This is a genomic window from Bacillus sp. CDB3 (assembly GCF_002081505.1).
GTDB classification, from domain to species: domain Bacteria; phylum Bacillota; class Bacilli; order Bacillales; family Bacillaceae_G; genus Bacillus_A; species Bacillus_A cereus_AT.
Genome location: NZ_ALBR01000091.1, coordinates 72,872 through 92,557, shown reverse-complemented (window position 1 = coordinate 92,557; position 19,686 = coordinate 72,872). Strand labels below are relative to the sequence as shown.

Genomic DNA, 19,686 nt, shown 5'->3' with positions numbered 1-19,686 from the left:
TAAATGCTCCTTATAATAAAAATAAAAAGAGCCACCGATTTTCGGTGACTCATTATAAAATCATGATGTTAGAACTAAATTGTTTTGGTTTACATATTGTGTGTTCTTCAACAGGTATTCCGTTAATCAGTATTTTTCCATCGTCAAAAGACATAATTGATTCCATCGTTAAAATTGGTTTGGGTTCGTTAAGTTCTTTGTCGATGAATTTAACAATATCTTCAGTGTTTTGACTTGCATGAAGCAATTTATTTTCATCAAATTCGAATACCAAATATGTATTGGATTCATCGTGTAATTTGATTTCCAAACGATAATCAACAATCAATTTATAAGGCGTTAATTCATAATCACCATTTTTTACGATTTCACTTTTGATAATATCAATCAATAATTTTTCTAATTTTTTCATGATTCATTTCCTCCATGTGTATTTGATTTAAAATCCGATTTTGTTTTTACGTTGAATGGTTTGCTCAAGTGATTCATTGATTTCTTCCAGTGAATTAATGTAAAAACATAAACTTGCAAATGCAAAATCCATAAGCACTTCTGAAAAAGAACTCCAATTTTTTGTAACGAACATGTTCGCAATATCTACGAGAGCAAACACTGACCACAACCAACCTGAAAATTTATAAAACTTAAATTTTTTCATTGTAAATCATTTCTCCTTTTTGAATATTAATATTCAATTTGTTTATCTTCATATTTATCTTTACGGATTAAACTTTGAACATAAACACTGAATGAATATCCCAATTTATCCGATTTAAAATCTGCCCATTCTTTATCTTCATCCAACAAATGAACAGTTCTTGGTTTTTTCTTATTTTCTTTTTTCATTTTTAAACCTCCTAAAAGTTGTCCTACTATATATGTACATAGCGACATAGAATCTAAAGTCATTTCGAAATCTTTTTCAATTTTTTTTGATGTCATTCGAAAGGTAATACTATTATATTGATGTTTTTGAAATTGTAAGGTGCCAATTGATATTTTGTTGAAATTATTTTCTTTTCATTATATAGAACCCCAAAACAACAGTGTAATTTTTACGCCAGTAAAAATTAACGTGAAAAAGCGTAAGCTTTTTGCGTTGTGTTTTCAAGGTATCTAGTTTATATAGTATTAATATAGGAATGATATATGTAATGATTTCTAATAGATATAAAATGTATATAGTATTTATATAAGTCACTTGAAAACAAGATGATTCAGGCTTTGCCTTCATCATCACATTCATTTCGCAAGCTCATGAATGTACACTGTTTGTTGTTGTTTTACGCTCTCACAAATATACTATATTTACTTATAAGGAAAACTCAGCAAACCGTTGGTACTAATGGTTCTTTGGTCAACGTCCTCACACTTTTGCCATCATTTTGTGCTAACGTACATTATTTAAAGTTTCTGCCCGATCCATCCTTACAAATTTGAAATAGTCAATATAATACTATTATCAACTTTTAGGAGGAATCAGAGACAATGAATAATGATGAAACAAAAATCAAAGTAATAGATGCCATCTGTGGTGCTGGTAAAACATCATGGGCAATTCAAATGATAAACGACTCCGAAAAGGTAAACGGATTCGGTGAAACATCGGATAAAAAATACATATACGTGACACCATTTCTTAATGAAGTAGAGCGTGTTAGCAATTCGACTAAAGCGGATTTCTTTCAACCGAATGCACAACAAGGTAAAGGTTCTAAAATCGAACATTTCAAAATGCTCGTGGAACTGGGGAAATCTATTGTTACTACTCATGAATTATTCAAACGATTAGATGCGGATACTTTAGATGAAATAGAACAAGAAGGATATATATTAATAATGGATGAAGTAGCGAATGTTCTTGAAGCAATCAATATCAGTCATAAAGAGATTGGGTATTTATTGAAACTCAACGTTATTGAAGTAGATGAATTAGGAAAAGTTACTTGGTTAGATGAGGAATATGGACAAGATAAAAATGATGATAGATTTCGTGATATTAAAATCATTGCGGAAAATGAAAACTTGTTCATTTTGCAAGAAAAAGCATTCTATTGGACAATGAATATAAAAGCGTTTGAATCGTTCGATGAAGTATACATTTTGACATATCTATTCGACGGACAAGATCAGCGAAATTATTATGACATGCACAATGTTAAATATGAAAAGTTCAGTGTGAGTAAAATTGAAAATAGATATTCAATTATTCCATACGACAAAATGAAAGAACCAAGACAAGAAATGTATGATTTATTAAATGTATATGAAGATTATCAAAATGGTAAATCCATCAGTAAAATGAACACCAATTATGATTCTCGAGAAAAATTAACAAGCAAACAAAAGCGTAATCAATTATCATCTACTTGGTTTAAGAATGCTTCGGGAGATGATTTGAAGCAACTTAAAAATAATGCCAATAATTATTTACGCAACATTTGTTCAACCGATAATAACAAGGTCTTTTGGACAACCATAAAGAAATACGCTCCAGTGTTAAAAAATCCTAAATGCAAATACAATAAAAAAGATGACCGTTCTAAAGATAATTTCGTGTCATTCAATGCTAGAGCAACAAATAATTATGCTGAATGTGAATCAATGGTATACATGTATAATCGCTTTATGAATCCGAATGATAAACAATTTTTTACAACGAGAAATGTTGATGTAGATGAAGATTTGTTAGCGGTAAGTGATTTAATTCAATTTATGTTCCGTGGCTGTATTCGTAAAGGAAAACCGATGAATTGTTATATTCCATCTGAGCGAATGCGTGAACTGTTAAAAGATTGGGCGGAATATAAAATTTAAATGAAGGCGAACCATATTATTGGTTCGTTTTTTTGTTATGCAATCATTTTGTATACAGGATTATTTCCTCTTGTCAGTAGGTTTAGAAGAGTCATATAATGAAATTAACATTTTACCAATATATGGTATATAGGAGATGGAATAAATGAAAAGACAAAATGTTCACAGTGCAATAGGAGCACTTACGACAATATTCTATGTACATCGTGATACCTATTTGGGGATTGCCACGATGGAAACATATGTAGAAATGGGACTTTTAAATGATGCTAGATTACTAGCGCAAATATTCGAAGAAACACAGTGTAGCGATTTATTGAATGTAATAAAATTGTTTGATATGGTGGCTGCGGAACAAATTGAAGATATCTTGCGAGGTGCTTAATCCAACATCGTGCGCTACGATGTTAAAATCATTGCCAATGATTTCGGTTTAGTCTCGCAATTTTGCGGGGCTAATTCTATTTATAAAAGGAGCGATATCATGAATGACGTATACATATTACAAAAGTTTGATAAACGAGAATTTGCTCGTACAGAAATTTTGGTCACTTCCGAAGCGATTGAGATATTGGGTATCAGTCGTTCACGTATGAATATGCTATTGAAAAAAGGTCAACTAGAACCAATCAAACGTACGGTAGGCGTTAATATATTTCTACGTGAAGACATTATAAAGAAAAGGGACGAACTCATCAGGAAACGGAAGCAATACGGTTATACGAATGATTGACCTGCATGAGATACTATCTCACTCAGACCGCCACAAAATTGTGGAGATGTCTTCAGACAACCAATTGCCAATAGGAGGTTTATAATATGGGAATCAAAATGATATACAAAAAGACACTCGCTATGGATTTGATAAAAGCGGGTCATGATTTGGAATATACGACACGTAATAGGAAGAATAGAAAATACCAATGTTACGCTTTTGAAGATTCAGTTGAATTAAGAAAGAGCATTGCACAAATAAACAATCAAGAATACACAGGACATTCAACAGGCGATGAAACGGAATAAGAAAATTCGAATATCGGAACGAACAAAGACGATCTTGTTATTTCTGTCAGTAATACTATTGATGATGTTGTTTATATATCAAGTGTGGAATAATCTATTTGCCAAAAGCGATGAGACAATACGGATTGAACGAGAACGGGAAGAAAGACGGATTGAGCGTGAACAGTGGGTGAAGGATATGAAATAAAAAGAAGGAATTTACCATTATTTGTCGAAGTATGTAAGTTGGAAGGTGGTGACAACATGAAATTAGCACTTAAATTTAACGATGGTGTAAAAGTGACAGTAGAGAACTTCAGCGATTTAACACGAAGTATTGACTTAGAACCAGGTAAAGATGTCTACGATATGTGGCAATTGATGAAAGATGAAGACAAAGACATCAGAATCAGTGGTGAAAATGGTGAGACATTCCATAGAACGGGCAAAGATTTAGTCGCAGTGGAATTAATATTGAATTAAAGAACACTCCTACGGGGGTGTTTTTTTATTTCAATAACATAAAATTGAATATTAATATTCAGAAAATTTCTCTTTACATGGTTAACATTTGTTGATACTATAGAAATACAGCGAATATGACAATATTCGACAAATTACATAATGACCTCCAATTACTAATGAAACATTATAAACAAATGGAGGAATTAACATGACTACAATAACAAATCAACACAGTAAAGCAATGACAACTAAGGAAGCGATTGAAACATTCGCTAGTTTTGAACAAGCACAAAAATATGGACAAGCGTATGTTCACATTTTTAATGTAGCTAGAGCATATGCAAAAAAAGAGAAAAAACACATTTTCCAATGTAGTAAAAAAAGTAAACAAGACATGGCTTTAAATTCGGTGGAACAATTGGTAACTATTATACCGCCTGAACCAATGGATAGTATTGCTTCTGCAAAAACAATGGATTATGTTATAAATTTCATCGAGTTACATGATGAAAGAATTGTGTTATTACCAGAAATCGTTGATATGATGATTGACGAACTTATTAAATATTTTGATGAAATGCACAGAACCACCAACGAGGAACAGTATTTCTCTTACAAAGAAAGTGCTGAAACGCAAAAATGGATGTGGGAAGGCATGAAAGAAATTCGTCATGCAACAATAACGCCTACTACTGATGGGTTTAAAGTGGTTTAATAATATAAATTGAATAAATGGATCGAAGCCAATACATATTGTATTGGTTTTTTTGTTGTATATATATGAAGAAATTCGACTTAGAAAAATAATTTTAAAAAAGTTTCACATTTTGCTTTCCAAAATGAAAAACATCAATATAATGAGCGTGTAATAAAAAACGAACACCTAAACGATACATTATATGAAAGAAAAAATAAAAAGAAGAAAGTTTATATGGCTGCCTTACATATCGTACGACATCAATATAATAGTCGTATAAACAACGACATCAAAAAAACGTCGTAATAAAAATCAAACAACTAAAGGGGAAATTAAAAATGAAAAACACATACTTTGATAAATTAGAAAAAATAAATGAAATGCAAACAATGGAGGACGTTTTAAAAGTATTAGAAGAAGAAACCGATACAACATGTCCATTTGAAGAATTGCCATATCTTAAACAAGAAGAAGTTGCCCATAAAGTGGAATTGCTTGATGAAATCGAAAGTGGAATTATTACAGATTTGGACAAAGCAAAAAGATGGTTGGAACTAATTGAATTAGTAAATGAATGGGCACACGATGAAAGTGAAAATTTCGTACACACATTGGCATTTGATGAAGGAACTGTCCAAATCTTTAGCACTTATGGGGAATATCAAGACCAATTTGACGTTGATTTCGTAGATGGAAAATTACTTTTAAACGATGAACCTTTGAAATCGTTCGAATTTATTGAGGGTGAAGATGTAAATTCAATTGTAACTCTTATGAACATGATTGAATTTAACATCACAATAAACGCTTAATTAAAAATACATGACCGTTGACTCTATGAGTTGACGGTTATCCTCTTGTATAATTAAAGAAGTTTATATACATAAAAAGAGGAGGAACATCAAATTGTCGTTTGAAACTAAATATTTGATTAGATGGGGTATCCCAGGTTGGGTTTTAATATTTTGGATATTGTATCAAGTTGTATTTTTAAAAGGAATTGATTTTTGGAAGTTTGATGCGATGCAAATGAACAAAGGATTTGCATTTTTAATTTCTTTAGCGGCAATAGGAGTGCCATTGGGATATATTTTACATCAAATATATTTTGGCGTTGCTTGGGTGTTTGATAAAAAAATAGATTTTAATAAAATCGTCGATCAAATTGGTGAGAAATTTCCAAAGCACGAAGAATGGGGTGATAATAAAAACGAAGATTATTATCAATTTGAATATGTATGGCATATGGTTTTGATTAAACAAGATACAGAAACAAGGGCATACATAGAAAGTAGATACAGACATCTACTGGGAACTATACACGGTTTGGGTTCATTATCGGTTAGTTCGGGAATATCCCTTTTCATAACAATAGCACTTATTATTACTCACTCATCTGGCACTATGGACTATTTTTATTTTGGGTTAGGAGTTGTTTTTCAAATATCAATACTGACGTTTTCGATATTTAATTATAAATATTATTCAGCAAATCTTAACGCATTCCAAAAGAAAATGTTTCAAACATATTTAAAAAACAAGTGATATTCATCAAACGATTCAGACGGACAAGCATTGAGTTTTACTGTATTCACGATAAATAACATTAATGTGTTTTTAAAAGGCGATACAGACGAAACTGAACGTCCGAATTATCGGAGGTTTGACATGAAAAGTAAAAATCACCCATTATTTTACACGTGGGTTGGAATGATGTATAGATGTTATAAATCGTATCATTCACACTATAAATATTACGGTGCAAAAGGAATAACCGTTGCTGAGCGATGGCATGATTTTGATAACTTTGTATACGATATTGATAATCACATGCCTAACGGTTATTTACTGTATCAAGACGAATATAAATTAGACAAAGATATGAACGGTGGAATGTTATACAGTTTGAAAACATGTGTTGTTATGTTGAAAGAGGAAAATGAACAACTAAGTCGCATTAAACAACAAAAAAAATTGTCGCATTCAATGATACTATCGAAATAAATTTTGAATCGTTGAGTGCTGCGGAATGCCAATTGGACATAAAACGACAGACACTTATCAGTTGTTTGAAGCGTGGAAACGTCCATCGGAAAACTGGATACCGCTTTAAATATATTTCATAATTGATTGACTAATTTCACACCACAACGTAAAATGATAATAATCGTGTGAATGAAAAAATAACAACTAGTCATTTGACTTTGATAATATTGCTTTTCGAGACGATGGATTTAATGGCACGACTCAAAATCGTGTTCCTTCGGGAGTGTCGGTTCGACCCCGACCATCGGTATCACGAACGGCGTAATAAAAAGACTCTACATTAAATGTGTAGAGTCTTTTTATGTTTTCATCGCACTACAAAATAGGCACTGATAGTGTGTACGAGCTAGTGTGTTGGTGAAATAGTTATAAATGAATAAGATAAGTATAAAATTTTTCTCTATCAAAGCCCATGCTATACAGTTGAAGCAAACTGTGAAACACTAAAGGGATAAAAATGAACATTCATTTTTATCCCTTTATATAATTCCATTTTATAGAGAATCTCTCCACCCTGGTGACATGAAGTTAAATCCGACACCACCAGTAGATATTAGCACATTATCAACTGTTAACTTTGTAATTTCTAAAAACTTCTTTTCAAACTTTTCTCTGTTGTACTTGTACATAGTTGAGTGGCACGACCACATGTGCGTTGAAGTACTCAACCAGTCCCCTAATTCCTTTAATTCAGGAAACGACTCAAATTGAATTGGTTTATCTAATTTCATGAATCTCACTTGATAGATAGTGGGGTTTAGCTTTTCTCCTATCCCTTTAATCCCATGTGCTTTTTTTTCATTTGAATGTGTCATAATTCTCCCCCATCCTTCCTTCAAATCTTTGAATTCCAAAAATTATTTTCCTGTTTTAATTATACAGCAATAGGAAGTAATTAGGGGAATATCATGGTAACTTTTTCCTTTTTGTTGTTTAGCGAGAAATAAAGTAATAAATGAAATATAATAAATTTACTCAAGGGAGAAATGAAAGTAAAAAGTATCAGTTATTTATTGTGATTCCATTTTGGCTCCGTTTCATTTTAATTTATCATGTTTAAAGAAGCTCAAAATTTTTTAAATGCTTTAAAATAAAGGATTTTAAGGGGAGCACTCTATATAACTATATAAATGTCACCTAAAAAGACTCAAAATCGTGTTCCTTCGGGAGTGTCGGTTCGATCCCGACCATCGGTATCGGCGATGTAAAAAGACTCTAACAGAAATGTTAGAGCTTTTTTATTAAATTATACTATGTGCTTCTAAAATTCGTAATAAACGTAGGAATTCATGTATAATATAACTTGTCGAAAGAACAAAATGATAGTGATTTATATTATGTCTGTAATATGAATCAAAAATGAACTTTTTATATTTCTTTTAAAAATGTGTTGAATACACATTATATTTTATATTAATATTTTTATGTAGATTTAAAACGGGAAAGAGAGTGGAAAGTATGGGCCGTAAATGGAACAATATTAAAGATAAAAAAGCATCAAAAGATGCAAATACAAGCCGTATATACGCAAAATTTGGACGTGAAATTTATGTGGCAGCAAAACAAGGCGAGCCAGATCCTGAATCAAACCAAACGTTAAGAGTTGTATTAGAGCGCGCGAAAACATACAATGTACCAAGAACAATTATTGATCGTGCAATTGAAAAGGCAAAAGGCGGTTCAGAAGAAAACTATGACGAGCTTCGTTATGAAGGCTTTGGACCAAATGGATCTATGGTGATTGTAGATACACTTACAAATAACGTAAACCGTACTGCAGCAGATGTACGAGCTGCATTTAGCAAAAACAGTGGTAACATGGGCGTAAACGGTTCTGTAGCTTACATGTTTGATGCGACAGCTGTTATCGGTCTTGAAGGTAAAACATCAGATGAAGTTCTTGAAATTTTAATGGAAGCAGATGTAGATGCACGTGACATTCTAGAAGAAGAAGATTCTGTTATCGTGTATGCTGAACCTGATCAATTCCATTCAGTACAATCTGCACTTAAAGATGCTGGTGTTGAAGAATTTACAGTTGCAGAATTAACAATGCTTGCACAAAATGATGTAGAACTTCCTGAAGATGCTCAAGCACAATTTGAAAAAATGGTTGATGCATTAGAAGATTTAGAAGATGTACAACAAGTTTACCACAACGTAGACTTAGGAGAATAATAAGATAGAAGATCCTTTCGTTTAACGAATAGGGTCTTTTTTTGTGAAGTTAATTAAGATGCTGAATTATTAAAGGTGTTTTGTTGTAGGTAGGGAATATGGTTATAGATTGTACATGAAATAATTGTATTTCTAGGAGGCATTTTTATGGCGCATAAAACACCAAAACATATTGTTGCCGTATCAGGTTATTTAACAAATGAAAAGAATGAAGTACTTTTAGCAAAAGTGCACTGGCGAGCTGATACGTGGGAAATGCCTGGAGGACAGGTAGAAGAAGGAGAAGCCCTCGATCAAGCTGTTTGTAGAGAAATAATGGAGGAAACGGGCTTAACGGTGAAGCCAATTGGAATTACAGGAGTGTATTATAACGCTTCTATGCATATTTTAGCTGTTGTCTTTAAAGTAGCATATGTTAGTGGCGAAATAAAAATTCAACCTGAAGAAATAAAAGAAGCCAAATTTGTTGCTTTAAACGAAGAGAACATTGATGAGTATATAACGCGTCCACATATGAAATCAAGGACACTTGATGCGATGAAAGCGACGCAGTTCATTCCATACGAAACATGGGAAGTTCAGCCATATAATCTTATAGGAAGGCTGTAACGTTTAGGTTAGTTATTTGAGGACACCTCAAATTGCTAACCTTTTCTTTATGTATACTGTTTCAGAAAAAGGTCACAATAATAAAGTGTAGGCTATTAATGAGTGGGAGAAGTTGTATTGTCAGCCAATAGTGAGACAGTATGATAGCTAGTATTGATTTCAGGAACGTTTGTTCTGTATAATAGTGATATATCATATATACTTAGATTGCTAGATGTTTAAAAGTATAAATTTATAAATGATATAATAAAAGAATAAAGTTAAATTAAGCTTTTTTATGAAGATAGTTATGGAGATCTTAATTCTTTTTCTGTTACTAATTATTAAGGAGAGTCCTACTGCCTATAAATAATGTATATTCAACATTTCATATGAATAGTAGATAAAAAAGGACTGTGATACAATACATTTTTACACCTTACAATGTTGTAAGGTACATGTAAGAGAAATCGATGGGATATTCTTTTACAACAATGTATTCTTGAGTTAAGAGTTATATATGCTGTGTGGAAAAGAGGTGTTCAAGATGAAAGAACGAGTATTATCTAGAGTGAACTATCATCAAAAAGTTGCATTAAATCCATTAACTAAATTTTTTTATAAAGCCATTATATTATTATTATTGTTAAGTTTTGCATTATTATTCGTTGGAAATGTAATGATTGAGCGAAGTGATATTAGTAAATTACATGTACCTGCTAATTTAGAGGTGCCAGAATCATTAACACACGCATTTATTGCGACGGAAGATAAAAGATTTTATCATCATAACGGTTTAGACTATATAGCGATTATCAGGGCGTCTATTGAGAATATAAAAGCTGGTGGTGTTGTGCAAGGAGGAAGCACGATTACACAGCAGTTATCTAAAAATGCTTTCTTATCTAATGAACGTACATTTTCTCGGAAGTGGAAAGAAATTTTTTATACGAAAAAGATTGAACGTACATTCACAAAGGATGAGATATTAAAATTGTATGTAAGTAATATTTACTACGGAGAAGGCGCATGGGGGATTGAAAAAGCAGCAAACCTTTACTTCGGTAAAAAAGTGGATCAATTAACACTGGCTGAAAGTGCAATGATGGCTGCTGTAGTAAAAGCACCGGCTTATTACTCACCTGCACAAAATTATGATAAAGCAGTTGAGAGACGGAATGTAGTTTTAAGGTTAATGGAGAAAGAAGGGTATATAAATCATGATGAATATGTGCAAGCAGTTAGTGAGAAACTAGTAATTCGTCATGATATAAAAACAGAGCAATCCATGTTAAAAAATGCCCGTGAAAAAGCAGTAAGTTAAAAGAAGTTCCTACATAGGAGCTTCTTTTTTTTTGAATAATTTGTGACAAAAGACGACACAATATTGTCACAAATGTTGTATTTTTGTAATTTATGTGAGCGTGTTCATTGCGTGACGTATATAAGTGTTGATATTATGTGTATTGTGTACAATGCTGTATACAGAATATGAATTTAAAGAGGAATGTATATGAAATCAAATAAACTCATGGTTCTTGGTGTAGTTTTTTCTATCGCAGTATTGATTGTAATCGGAACAATTGCGTATAGCATCATAAATGACAAGAAAGATAAAGGGAATGAGATGTTTGCGTATTCTACGCAACAATCTCTAGGGAAAGATGATGCTCCAGTTAAGGTAGTTGAGTTTGGAGACTTTAAATGTCCAGCTTGTCGTACTTGGGATGTAACAGTATTACCACGATTAAAAGAAGAGTATATTGATAAAGGTAAAGTGCAGTTATATTTTATTAACTTCCCGTTTATCGGAAAAGACTCTGATTTAGGTGCAGCCGCTGGTGAAGCGATTTATAAACAAGATCAAGATTCATTCTGGATTTTCTATGATGAGATTTATCAAAATCAAAAGAAAGATACGGAAGAATGGATTACAGAAGAATTACTTCTTAATATTGTGAAAGAAAAGCTTCCGAAAATTAATGTAGAACAGTTTAAAAAAGATTTACACAGTAAAGAAATGAAAGACAAAGTACGTAAAGATTCAGATCGTGCTCAAAAATTAAAAGTTCAAGGTGCTCCTTCAGTATATGTAAATGGAAATCTTGCAAACCCTGATTTCGATAGTATGAAGAAGGCAATTGATAAAGAATTGAAAAAGTGATGAGTTATCTCATCACTTTTTCGACTTTTTTCGATAAAATTCTTGCTTCGTATTTTTTTACATGCTATACTACTTTACATAAGTTATTTTAATATCTTATATTTATTTCATATTTGCGGGTGTAGTTTAGTGGTAAAACAAGAGCCTTCCAAGCTCTGGTCGAGAGTTCGATTCTCTTCACCCGCTCCAAATTTTATTTAATGTTTTTCTAATAAATTGTGATCAACGCAGTGTTTCGTTTCTAAGATAAACGAGGCATTGCGTTTTTTAGTGTTTGAAAAGCGTAATTGTATGCGAAAATAGAAGTAAAGAATAGTATTCCAAAAGTGAATTACTAACCAATATAGTCGTTACATAAGGGATGGATTCATCGGAGGAGGCGATAAAGAATGGATTTTGAACAATTAAAGCAAGAAGTAATTGCGTATAGTAAAACGATTGGTATAGATAAAATAGGGTTTGCTAGTGCATCACCATTTGAGGAATTAAAGCAACGATTAATCCAGCAGCAACAATTAAATTATCAGTCTGGATTCGAAGAGCCTGATATAGAGAAGAGAACGAATCCACAGCTTTTACTACCTGGTGCAAAATCAATCATTGCGATTGCTTTAGCGTACCCTTCAAAATTAAAAAATGCACCATTAAGTAAGCGTGGAGAGCGCCGCGGGATTTTTTGTCGTGCTTCGTGGGGACAAGATTATCATCTCGTTTTACGAGATCGTTTACAAAAGTTAGAGGCGTATTTAATCGAGAAACTTCCGGATATAGAAGTGAAATCAATGGTCGATACAGGTGAACTAAGTGATCGAGCTGTATCAGAACGTGCCGGTATTGGATGGAGTGGTAAGAACTGCGCTATTATTACGCCGGAATTTGGTTCGTATGTATACTTAGGAGAAATGATTACGAACGTCCCATTCCCTCCGGATCAGCCAATAGAAGATCAATGTGGAAGTTGTACGAAATGTATTGATATTTGTCCTACAGGTGCTTTAGTACAGGGCGGACAGTTAGACTCGAAGAAATGTATCGCATTTTTAACACAGACAAAAGGGTTTCTGCCTGAAGAATATCGCGATAAAATAGGAAATCGTATATACGGATGTGATACATGCCAGACTGTTTGTCCGAAAAATAAAGGAATGGATTTCCACAACCATCCTGAGATGGAGCCTAATCCTGAGTTAGTTAAACCGTTATTAACACCACTTTTAACAATTAGTAATCGTGATTTTAAAGAGAAGTATGGAATTATGTCTGGTTCATGGAGAGGTAAAAAGCCATTGCAACGAAATGCTATTTTAGCACTTGCGCATTTTAAAGAAACAGCAGCAATTCCTGATTTAATCGGTGTTATGAAAGATGACCCAAGGCCAGTACTTCGCGGAACAGCAGCATGGGCACTTGGGAAAATTGGCGGAGATGGAGTAGGCGAAGCAATTGAAAAAGCGATGGAACGTGAGAAAGATGAAGAGGTTCTTCATGAAATGAATCGTGGACTTGAATTGTTAGCGCAGAAAAAAGAGTAGATAATATTTCCCTTTTTCATATTGTAATATGGGAGGGAGACGAAATGATTGTAAAAGCGAATATTGAAAAGCAAGTACAACAGTTTTTAGCATATATCACAGAGAAACGAACTGATGTGGATGGTATTGCTGAAGATTTATTACGAATGGTACAGAGAAAGAAACAATTGTTTCAAAAACGTAGTGCAGATATAGTGAAAGCAACTGCGGATATTTCTTTCATTAGACAATTAAATAGTAGTGAGCATCAAGAAATTGATTATCAAGTACACTTGAAATATTTAATTAAGCATAAAGAATTATTTTATATCGAAGAGGAACAATTAAAACGACGAGTTTGTTTAAAAAATAGTCGTATAATAGATGATTATGCTCTTGAGGTGTCAGAAGAAATAGGGATAGGTGAAAAGTTAGAACGAGAAGTCACGAAAGAAAAATACGGTTCATATCAATATAATCGTTTAGAGGCAGTGAAATATGCAGAGCGTTGGTGGGATGATCGCAATCCTGCATACCGTAATTTCCCTGATAATTGTACAAATTTCATTTCACAATGTCTGCACACTGGAGAAGTGCCAATGAACGGACATCCTAATATTCGTAAAGGGTGGTGGCAAAGGGGAAACCAATGGAGTTGGAGCTGGGCTGTAGCACACTCTTTTTATTGGTATTTGTCAGGTGCTACAACAGGGCTTCGGGCAGAAGCGGTAGAAAAGCCAGAAGACCTAATTCTTGGCGATGTAATTGCGTATGATTTTGAGGATGATGGTAGGTGGAATCATACGACAATTGTAGTAGCAAAAGACGCAGATGGTATGCCGCTTGTAAATGCACATTCAGCGAATAGCCGTCGGCGTTATTGGAATTATGAAGACTCTAGTAAATATACACCGCAAATGAAATATAAATTCTTTCATATCATTAATGGGTAGAGATTTTTCGTTCAAGTGGTATAATACGTAGTAGACAAAAAATAGAGGTGAATATCGCGTGGGAGTACATGTTGTTTTATATCAACCAGAAATTCCAGCAAATACAGGAAATATTGCACGTACTTGTGCAGCAACTGGAACAGAATTACATTTGATTAGACCGCTTGGATTTTCAACGGATGACAAAATGTTAAAGCGTGCAGGATTAGATTATTGGCAGCACGTAAAAGTTACGTATTATGATTCAATCGAAGAATTTTATGAGAAAAATAAAGATGGTGAATTCTTCTATTTAACAAAGTATGGCGAGAAAGCTCATACAGCATTTGATTATAGCAAACGTGAGAAGGATTACTATTTCGTGTTTGGAAGAGAAACAAATGGATTACCAGCTAATGTAATTGAAGAAAACTTCGATCATTGTTTACGTATTCCAATGACGGATAAAGTACGTTCATTAAATTTATCTAATACAGCAGCAATTTTAATTTATGAAGCGTTCCGTCAACAAAATTATCCAGGATTAGATTTAGAAATCGTTTATTAAAAGTCGCTATTTGGCGACTTTTTTATTTTTTTTAGAAAATATGTAATCATACATTTTAAAAAAGGTACATATTCATATAGAATGAGGTATATGAATAAAAATAGATAAGACGGGTTGAGATAAATATGAAGGAACAATATAATAATCAAAATACCTTTTTAAGTATGATAGATATGGATTTAGTAAGACAGGGACTGCTACATGCTATTCAAGATTTAGTTTTTATTGTGAAAGTTATTGATGATGAAACTTTTAAATATATTTATGTAAATAAAATAGGAATGGATCATGCCAGGCTAGGAACAGAATGTTATGGAAAAACTTTTGCAGAAGTATTACCAGAAGATACGGCAAGGGTATTACAAAGGCAATATGCAAAAGTAATGAGAGAAGCGAGAGCAAATACATTTTGTGATGTAATTAGTTTGCCAACTGGTAATATACATTATGAATCTTTACTTAATCCAGTATGTGATGTAAATGGAATATGTCAGTTTATTATTTGTATTACTAGGGATATTACAGCACAGGTTAAGGAAAAAGTGGAAATAGAAGAAAAACAAATGTTATTTAAGTCATTACTAGAATATAATAATGACTCCATTGTATCTGTAAATTCTATTGGTAGAATTACATATGCAAATCCAGCAACATATGAAATATTTGGATATCGATATGAAGAACTAAGTAATCAATTTGTTTTTCAGTTTATAAATAAGGAATATGAACAAGCTTTTCAAACTATATTTAAGGAGGCTTTACAGGGAAGAGCAAAACAAATTGTTGCAAAGAAATATATTCATAAAGAAGGATATGAACTTTATATTTCCGTTAGGACAATCCCCATTATTGTGAATAGTGAAATCGTCGGGGTGTACATAGTTACGAGGGATGTTACAAGGCAAGTATTAAATGAGATGAAAACAGAATATTTGGCTTACTTCGATCAGTTAACGGGGTTAATGAATAGAATATCATGTACAAATAAACTAAATGAATTTTTAGCTGAGAATAAAAAATTCGCATTGGTTTTTATAGATTTGGATGAATTTCACCTTATTAATGATACATTTGGTCATAAAGAAGGAGATCAAGTCTTAAAAAAAGTTACTGAATGCTTACGGGACGTAAAAATAGAAGATATGCATTTATTTAGAGAACATGATGATCAATTTGTTATGTTAATAGAAAATATAACGAGAGAATGCGTAGAGGAAGTTGCACAAACAATACTAAAAAAAATTAGTGGGCATTTTGTACTAGAAGAAGAGGATGTTTATTTGAGTGCATCAATTGGGATTGTAATGGCCCCAGAAGATGGAATGGATGAAAAAATACTTTTCCAAAGAGTCGACGCAGCTTTGGAAAAAGCCAAGGAAAAAGGAAAAGGGTATTATCATTTCTATTGTAGTGGATTAGATTGTGAACGTGAACAAAGGTTTATAATAGAAAATCAGTTACATCGTGCTATAGAGAAAGATGAATTTTTCCTATATTATCAACCTCAAATTAATATTGAAACGGGAAAGATATCCAGTATGGAAGCATTAATAAGGTGGGAGAATAAGGAGCTAGGATTGGTCTCGCCAAATCAATTTATCCCACTTGCTGAAAGAACAGGATTTATTATTAAACTTGATGAATGGGTAGTACATCAAGTGTGTAAACAAATACGTGAATGGTTAAATAAAGGATATGCAGTTGTACCAATTGCAGTTAATATTTCAGCTAGACATTTTCGTTCTATTACATTGATAGAGATGATTACACGCGCTTTAAACAAGTACAATGTACCCCCTCATTTATTAGCAATAGAAGTTACAGAAGGGGCTCTTATACATAAAGATGTATCGAAAAGAGTGCTATTGCAGTTAAAAGAACAAAATTTAAAGATTCATTTAGATGACTTCGGAACGGGATATTCATCTTTAAGTTATTTAAAAACATATCCGATTGATACATTAAAAATTGATCGTTCTTTTATGGAAGGTATATATATAGATGAAAGAGATACGAATATTACAGCTGCAATTATTCATTTAGCACATACTCTAGGATTAAATGTAATTGCAGAAGGAGTAGAAAAAGCGGAACAAATACAATTTTTAAAGGAAAAGAATGTGAAACTCGTACAAGGTTATTTCTATAATCGTCCTTTATCGATATACGATGTGGAAAATATTTATTTTAAATAGTTTATAAAAACAAGAAAAAAAGTGATGTGCTAAAGAGCACATCACTTTTTATGTGTACCTGGTTTATCGTTATAACCAGATGTGAAAATAGCTGTAAGAAATGTGAGTGATACACCTAAAATTAATAATAACTTCATACTAATTTCCTCCTTACTTTTTCGGTTTACGAATCCTATTTGTGAATCGAAATGTATGTAAGGTTCCTAGAAGAAAAGAATTTATTTACAATGAATAGTAGCGTGAAAACGTTAATACCCTTATTATACAGAATTTTCTTTGAATTTTGGAGAGAATTTTATAGAGCTATTATATATTTCGTTTTGATTTAAAGAATGTTTAAGGACATCCTAGCATACCTTTTATAATAATCCGATTGAACAAGGAGATGGGGGAGGAGCTATAATGGATATTCTAAAAAAGATTGAACAGCATCGAGCAGCAGAAGAACGTTTACAATGGGAAGGTACGTTTGCGGAGTATTTGGAGCTTGTGAAAGAAAGACCATGGGTGGCTCAAACAGCACACTCTCGCATTTACAATATGATAAAAGATGCCGGAATTGAAGAAGTTGATGGTAGAAGAAAATATAATTTCTTTAGTAATCAGCTGTTTGGATTAGAGGATGCATTAGAACGCCTTGTAGAAGAATATTTTCATCCATCTGCAAAACGATTAGATGTTAGAAAACGTATTTTATTATTAATGGGTCCTGTTAGTGGTGGTAAATCAACTTTAGTTACGATGTTGAAACGAGGATTAGAAACATATTCACGTACAGATCGTGGAGCTATTTTTGCGATTAAAGGCTGCCCAATGCATGAAGATCCATTGCATTTAATTCCGCACCATTTACGTGATGACTTCTTTGATGAGTATGGAGTAAGAATTGAAGGGAATTTATCACCATTAAATGTGATGCGTTTAGAGCAAGAATATGGATCAAGAATTGAGGATGTAGTTGTAGAGCGTATTTTCTTCTCTGAAGATCGCCGTACAGGGATTGGTACATTTAGTCCGTCTGATCCAAAATCACAAGATATTGCCGATTTAACAGGTAGTCTGGACTTTTCTACGATTGCAGAATATGGTTCAGAATCAGATCCACGTGCGTATCGATTTGATGGAGAATTAAATAAGGCGAACCGCGGCATGATGGAATTCCAGGAAATGTTAAAATGTGACGAGAAATTTTTATGGCATTTATTATCGCTTACGCAAGAAGGGAATTTCAAAGCAGGAAGATTTGCGCTTATTTCAGCAGATGAATTAATTGTAGCTCATACGAATGAAACAGAGTATCGTTCCTTCATAGCAAATAAGAAAAATGAAGCATTGCACTCAAGAATTATTGTAATGCCAGTTCCTTATAACTTACGAGTTAGTGAAGAAGAACATATTTATGAAAAAATGATTCGTGAAAGTGACGTGTCCAATGTTCACATTGCACCGCATACACTTCGAGTTGCAGCAATGTTTACTATTCTAACTCGTTTAAAAGATCCGAAGCGTCCGGATATTGATTCAATTAAAAAGATGCGTTTATATGATGGAGAAACGGTAGAAGGTTATAATGCGATTGATGTAGAAGAATTGCAACGCGAATATCAAGATGAAGGTATGAAGGGTATTGATCCTCGTTATGTTATTAACCGAATTTCTTCTACAATTATTCGAAAAGAGGTACCATCTATTAACGCACTAGATGTACTTAGATCGCTAAAAGATGGATTGGATCAGCATCCATCGATTAGTAATGAAGACCGAGAGCGTTATATGAATTTCATCTCATTAGCGAGAAAAGAGTACGATGAAATTGCTAAGAAAGAAGTACAAAAAGCGTTTGTTTATTCATACGAAGAATCAGCTAAGACACTCATGGATAACTACTTAGATAACGTTGAAGCGTATTGTAATAAATCAAAATTACGTGATCCGTTAACGGGAGAGGAAATGAGCCCGGATGAAAAACTTATGCGTTCGATTGAAGAGCAAATTGGAATTTCAGAAAATGCTAAGAAAGCATTCCGTGAAGAAATTTTAATTCGAATTTCTGCTTATGCCCGTAAAGGAAAGCGCTTTGATTATAATTCACATGAACGTCTTCGTGAAGCGATTCAGAAAAAACTATTTGCTGATTTAAAAGATATAGTGAAAATTACAACATCAACGAAAACGCCAGACGAAAATCAGCTTAAGAAAATCAATGATGTTGTTGCGCGCTTAATTGATGAGCATGGATATAATTCTTCATCTGCGAATGAATTGTTACGCTATGTAGGTAGTTTGTTAAATCGATAGTTTGATAACAAAACGCTGTCTCTTGTTCTTGGGACGGCGTTTTGTTATCTATTGATACTTGTAAAAAGTGTCATACCTTGTCCAAATATAATAAATTAAGATGCAATTTCATGAATTTATTGTCAATTATTTTTACAATATGCATATGATAGAGTAACCAACCATTCATACGAAAAAAGCCAACACAATACAATATGTTGCAAAGTGAAAATGTGTGCAACAATG

Annotated in this window: 22 protein-coding genes and 1 tRNA gene; 19 read left to right on the top strand and 4 right to left on the bottom strand. The window is 32.9% G+C overall.

Annotated elements, in window-relative coordinates:
* Positions 1 to 52 precede the first annotated feature (52 nt).
* Genes CDB3_RS22050 through CDB3_RS31810 form a run of 3 tightly spaced genes read right to left on the bottom strand, consistent with a single transcriptional unit; the run spans position 53 to position 846 of the window.
* Positions 53 to 412: a hypothetical protein gene (locus CDB3_RS22050; protein ID WP_128855963.1), complete on the bottom strand. Its 360-nt coding sequence runs from the start codon at positions 410 to 412 to the stop codon at positions 53 to 55.
* Positions 413 to 439: 27 nt separating this feature from the next.
* Positions 440 to 658, bottom strand: coding sequence for a hypothetical protein (locus CDB3_RS22045; RefSeq protein WP_128855962.1), 219 nt, complete (start codon positions 656 to 658; stop codon positions 440 to 442).
* Positions 659 to 684: 26 nt separating this feature from the next.
* On the bottom strand, positions 685 to 846 hold the full coding sequence (locus tag CDB3_RS31810; RefSeq protein WP_179139741.1) for a hypothetical protein: 162 nt from the start codon (positions 844 to 846) through the stop codon (positions 685 to 687).
* 642 nt (positions 847 to 1,488) lie between these two features.
* Between CDB3_RS31810 and CDB3_RS22035 the strand changes: the two genes are divergently transcribed.
* From CDB3_RS22035 to CDB3_RS21990, 9 genes are all read left to right on the top strand, one after another.
* Positions 1,489 to 2,817 (top strand): hypothetical protein, encoded by a 1,329-nt coding sequence (locus CDB3_RS22035; RefSeq protein WP_128855960.1) that lies wholly within the window; start codon positions 1,489 to 1,491, stop codon positions 2,815 to 2,817.
* A gap of 145 nt (positions 2,818 to 2,962) precedes the next feature.
* Positions 2,963 to 3,202, top strand: coding sequence for a hypothetical protein (locus CDB3_RS22030; protein WP_128855959.1), 240 nt, complete (start codon positions 2,963 to 2,965; stop codon positions 3,200 to 3,202).
* Positions 3,203 to 3,301: 99 nt separating this feature from the next.
* Positions 3,302 to 3,550 carry a hypothetical protein gene (locus CDB3_RS22025; protein ID WP_128855958.1) on the top strand — a complete coding sequence of 83 codons (249 nt, stop codon included), beginning with the start codon at positions 3,302 to 3,304 and terminating at the stop codon, positions 3,548 to 3,550.
* Positions 3,551 to 3,636: 86 nt separating this feature from the next.
* Positions 3,637 to 3,840, top strand: coding sequence for a hypothetical protein (locus tag CDB3_RS22020; RefSeq protein WP_128855957.1), 204 nt, complete (start codon positions 3,637 to 3,639; stop codon positions 3,838 to 3,840).
* Positions 3,841 to 4,083: 243 nt separating this feature from the next.
* Positions 4,084 to 4,302 carry a hypothetical protein gene (locus CDB3_RS22010; protein ID WP_128855955.1) on the top strand — a complete coding sequence of 73 codons (219 nt, stop codon included), beginning with the start codon at positions 4,084 to 4,086 and terminating at the stop codon, positions 4,300 to 4,302.
* A 190-nt stretch (positions 4,303 to 4,492) separates the two neighbouring features.
* Complete coding sequence (locus CDB3_RS22005) at positions 4,493 to 4,999, top strand: hypothetical protein (protein WP_128855954.1); 507 nt, start codon at positions 4,493 to 4,495, stop codon at positions 4,997 to 4,999.
* A gap of 320 nt (positions 5,000 to 5,319) precedes the next feature.
* Positions 5,320 to 5,793 carry a hypothetical protein gene (locus CDB3_RS22000; protein ID WP_128855953.1) on the top strand — a complete coding sequence of 158 codons (474 nt, stop codon included), beginning with the start codon at positions 5,320 to 5,322 and terminating at the stop codon, positions 5,791 to 5,793.
* Between the two features lie 94 nt (positions 5,794 to 5,887).
* Positions 5,888 to 6,526, top strand: coding sequence for a BA5345 family protein (locus CDB3_RS21995; RefSeq protein WP_128855952.1), 639 nt, complete (start codon positions 5,888 to 5,890; stop codon positions 6,524 to 6,526).
* A gap of 123 nt (positions 6,527 to 6,649) precedes the next feature.
* Positions 6,650 to 6,985: a hypothetical protein gene (locus CDB3_RS21990; RefSeq protein WP_256869920.1), complete on the top strand. Its 336-nt coding sequence runs from the start codon at positions 6,650 to 6,652 to the stop codon at positions 6,983 to 6,985.
* Positions 6,986 to 7,521: 536 nt separating this feature from the next.
* On the opposite strand, the gene CDB3_RS21985 is transcribed toward CDB3_RS21990, so the two are convergent.
* A complete protein-coding gene (locus CDB3_RS21985; RefSeq protein ID WP_128855951.1) occupies positions 7,522 to 7,842 on the bottom strand; it encodes a DUF3884 family protein in 321 nt (106 codons plus the stop codon).
* Between the two features lie 643 nt (positions 7,843 to 8,485).
* On the opposite strand from CDB3_RS21985, the gene CDB3_RS21980 reads away from it, so the two are divergent.
* From CDB3_RS21980 to CDB3_RS21935, 10 genes are all read left to right on the top strand, one after another.
* Positions 8,486 to 9,205 carry a YebC/PmpR family DNA-binding transcriptional regulator gene (locus CDB3_RS21980; protein ID WP_071743856.1) on the top strand — a complete coding sequence of 240 codons (720 nt, stop codon included), beginning with the start codon at positions 8,486 to 8,488 and terminating at the stop codon, positions 9,203 to 9,205.
* A 147-nt stretch (positions 9,206 to 9,352) separates the two neighbouring features.
* Entirely contained in the window at positions 9,353 to 9,814 is a 462-nt protein-coding gene (locus CDB3_RS21975) for an NUDIX hydrolase (RefSeq protein WP_071772132.1), read from the top strand.
* Between the two features lie 526 nt (positions 9,815 to 10,340).
* On the top strand, positions 10,341 to 11,117 hold the full coding sequence (locus CDB3_RS21970) for a transglycosylase domain-containing protein (RefSeq protein WP_071743854.1): 777 nt from the start codon (positions 10,341 to 10,343) through the stop codon (positions 11,115 to 11,117).
* 189 nt (positions 11,118 to 11,306) lie between these two features.
* A complete protein-coding gene (locus tag CDB3_RS21965) occupies positions 11,307 to 11,957 on the top strand; it encodes a DsbA family protein (RefSeq protein ID WP_128855950.1) in 651 nt (216 codons plus the stop codon).
* Positions 11,958 to 12,072: 115 nt separating this feature from the next.
* Positions 12,073 to 12,146 (top strand) — tRNA-Gly (locus CDB3_RS21960).
* A 200-nt stretch (positions 12,147 to 12,346) separates the two neighbouring features.
* On the top strand, positions 12,347 to 13,489 hold the full coding sequence (queG, locus tag CDB3_RS21955) for a tRNA epoxyqueuosine(34) reductase QueG (protein WP_128855949.1): 1,143 nt from the start codon (positions 12,347 to 12,349) through the stop codon (positions 13,487 to 13,489).
* 44 nt (positions 13,490 to 13,533) lie between these two features.
* On the top strand, positions 13,534 to 14,421 hold the full coding sequence (locus CDB3_RS21950; protein ID WP_097832524.1) for an amidase domain-containing protein: 888 nt from the start codon (positions 13,534 to 13,536) through the stop codon (positions 14,419 to 14,421).
* Positions 14,422 to 14,479: 58 nt separating this feature from the next.
* Positions 14,480 to 14,968: a tRNA (uridine(34)/cytosine(34)/5-carboxymethylaminomethyluridine(34)-2'-O)-methyltransferase TrmL gene (trmL, locus tag CDB3_RS21945; protein ID WP_000538149.1), complete on the top strand. Its 489-nt coding sequence runs from the start codon at positions 14,480 to 14,482 to the stop codon at positions 14,966 to 14,968.
* Between the two features lie 125 nt (positions 14,969 to 15,093).
* Positions 15,094 to 17,163, top strand: coding sequence for a sensor domain-containing protein (locus CDB3_RS21940; RefSeq protein WP_128855948.1), 2,070 nt, complete (start codon positions 15,094 to 15,096; stop codon positions 17,161 to 17,163).
* Between the two features lie 402 nt (positions 17,164 to 17,565).
* Positions 17,566 to 19,461: a PrkA family serine protein kinase gene (locus tag CDB3_RS21935; protein WP_098767959.1), complete on the top strand. Its 1,896-nt coding sequence runs from the start codon at positions 17,566 to 17,568 to the stop codon at positions 19,459 to 19,461.
* Positions 19,462 to 19,686 lie beyond the last annotated feature (225 nt).

What these genes read in the sequence shown, in the direction of transcription:
- CDB3_RS22050 (WP_128855963.1), bottom strand. Translation starts at nt 412, where the DNA reads ATGAAAAAATTAGAAAAATTATTGATTGATATTATCAAAAGTGAAATC.
- CDB3_RS22045 (WP_128855962.1), bottom strand. Translation starts at nt 658, where the DNA reads ATGAAAAAATTTAAGTTTTATAAATTTTCAGGTTGGTTGTGGTCAGTG.
- CDB3_RS31810 (WP_179139741.1), bottom strand. Translation starts at nt 846, where the DNA reads ATGAAAAAAGAAAATAAGAAAAAACCAAGAACTGTTCATTTGTTGGAT.
- CDB3_RS22035 (WP_128855960.1), top strand. Translation starts at nt 1,489, where the DNA reads ATGAATAATGATGAAACAAAAATCAAAGTAATAGATGCCATCTGTGGT.
- CDB3_RS22030 (WP_128855959.1), top strand. Translation starts at nt 2,963, where the DNA reads ATGAAAAGACAAAATGTTCACAGTGCAATAGGAGCACTTACGACAATA.
- CDB3_RS22025 (WP_128855958.1), top strand. Translation starts at nt 3,302, where the DNA reads ATGAATGACGTATACATATTACAAAAGTTTGATAAACGAGAATTTGCT.
- CDB3_RS22020 (WP_128855957.1), top strand. Translation starts at nt 3,637, where the DNA reads ATGGGAATCAAAATGATATACAAAAAGACACTCGCTATGGATTTGATA.
- CDB3_RS22010 (WP_128855955.1), top strand. Translation starts at nt 4,084, where the DNA reads ATGAAATTAGCACTTAAATTTAACGATGGTGTAAAAGTGACAGTAGAG.
- CDB3_RS22005 (WP_128855954.1), top strand. Translation starts at nt 4,493, where the DNA reads ATGACTACAATAACAAATCAACACAGTAAAGCAATGACAACTAAGGAA.
- CDB3_RS22000 (WP_128855953.1), top strand. Translation starts at nt 5,320, where the DNA reads ATGAAAAACACATACTTTGATAAATTAGAAAAAATAAATGAAATGCAA.
- CDB3_RS21990 (WP_256869920.1), top strand. Translation starts at nt 6,650, where the DNA reads ATGAAAAGTAAAAATCACCCATTATTTTACACGTGGGTTGGAATGATG.
- CDB3_RS21985 (WP_128855951.1), bottom strand. Translation starts at nt 7,842, where the DNA reads ATGACACATTCAAATGAAAAAAAAGCACATGGGATTAAAGGGATAGGA.
- CDB3_RS21980 (WP_071743856.1), top strand. Translation starts at nt 8,486, where the DNA reads ATGGGCCGTAAATGGAACAATATTAAAGATAAAAAAGCATCAAAAGAT.
- CDB3_RS21975 (WP_071772132.1), top strand. Translation starts at nt 9,353, where the DNA reads ATGGCGCATAAAACACCAAAACATATTGTTGCCGTATCAGGTTATTTA.
- CDB3_RS21970 (WP_071743854.1), top strand. Translation starts at nt 10,341, where the DNA reads ATGAAAGAACGAGTATTATCTAGAGTGAACTATCATCAAAAAGTTGCA.
- CDB3_RS21965 (WP_128855950.1), top strand. Translation starts at nt 11,307, where the DNA reads ATGAAATCAAATAAACTCATGGTTCTTGGTGTAGTTTTTTCTATCGCA.
- queG (WP_128855949.1), top strand. Translation starts at nt 12,347, where the DNA reads ATGGATTTTGAACAATTAAAGCAAGAAGTAATTGCGTATAGTAAAACG.
- CDB3_RS21950 (WP_097832524.1), top strand. Translation starts at nt 13,534, where the DNA reads ATGATTGTAAAAGCGAATATTGAAAAGCAAGTACAACAGTTTTTAGCA.
- CDB3_RS21940 (WP_128855948.1), top strand. Translation starts at nt 15,094, where the DNA reads ATGAAGGAACAATATAATAATCAAAATACCTTTTTAAGTATGATAGAT.
- CDB3_RS21935 (WP_098767959.1), top strand. Translation starts at nt 17,566, where the DNA reads ATGGATATTCTAAAAAAGATTGAACAGCATCGAGCAGCAGAAGAACGT.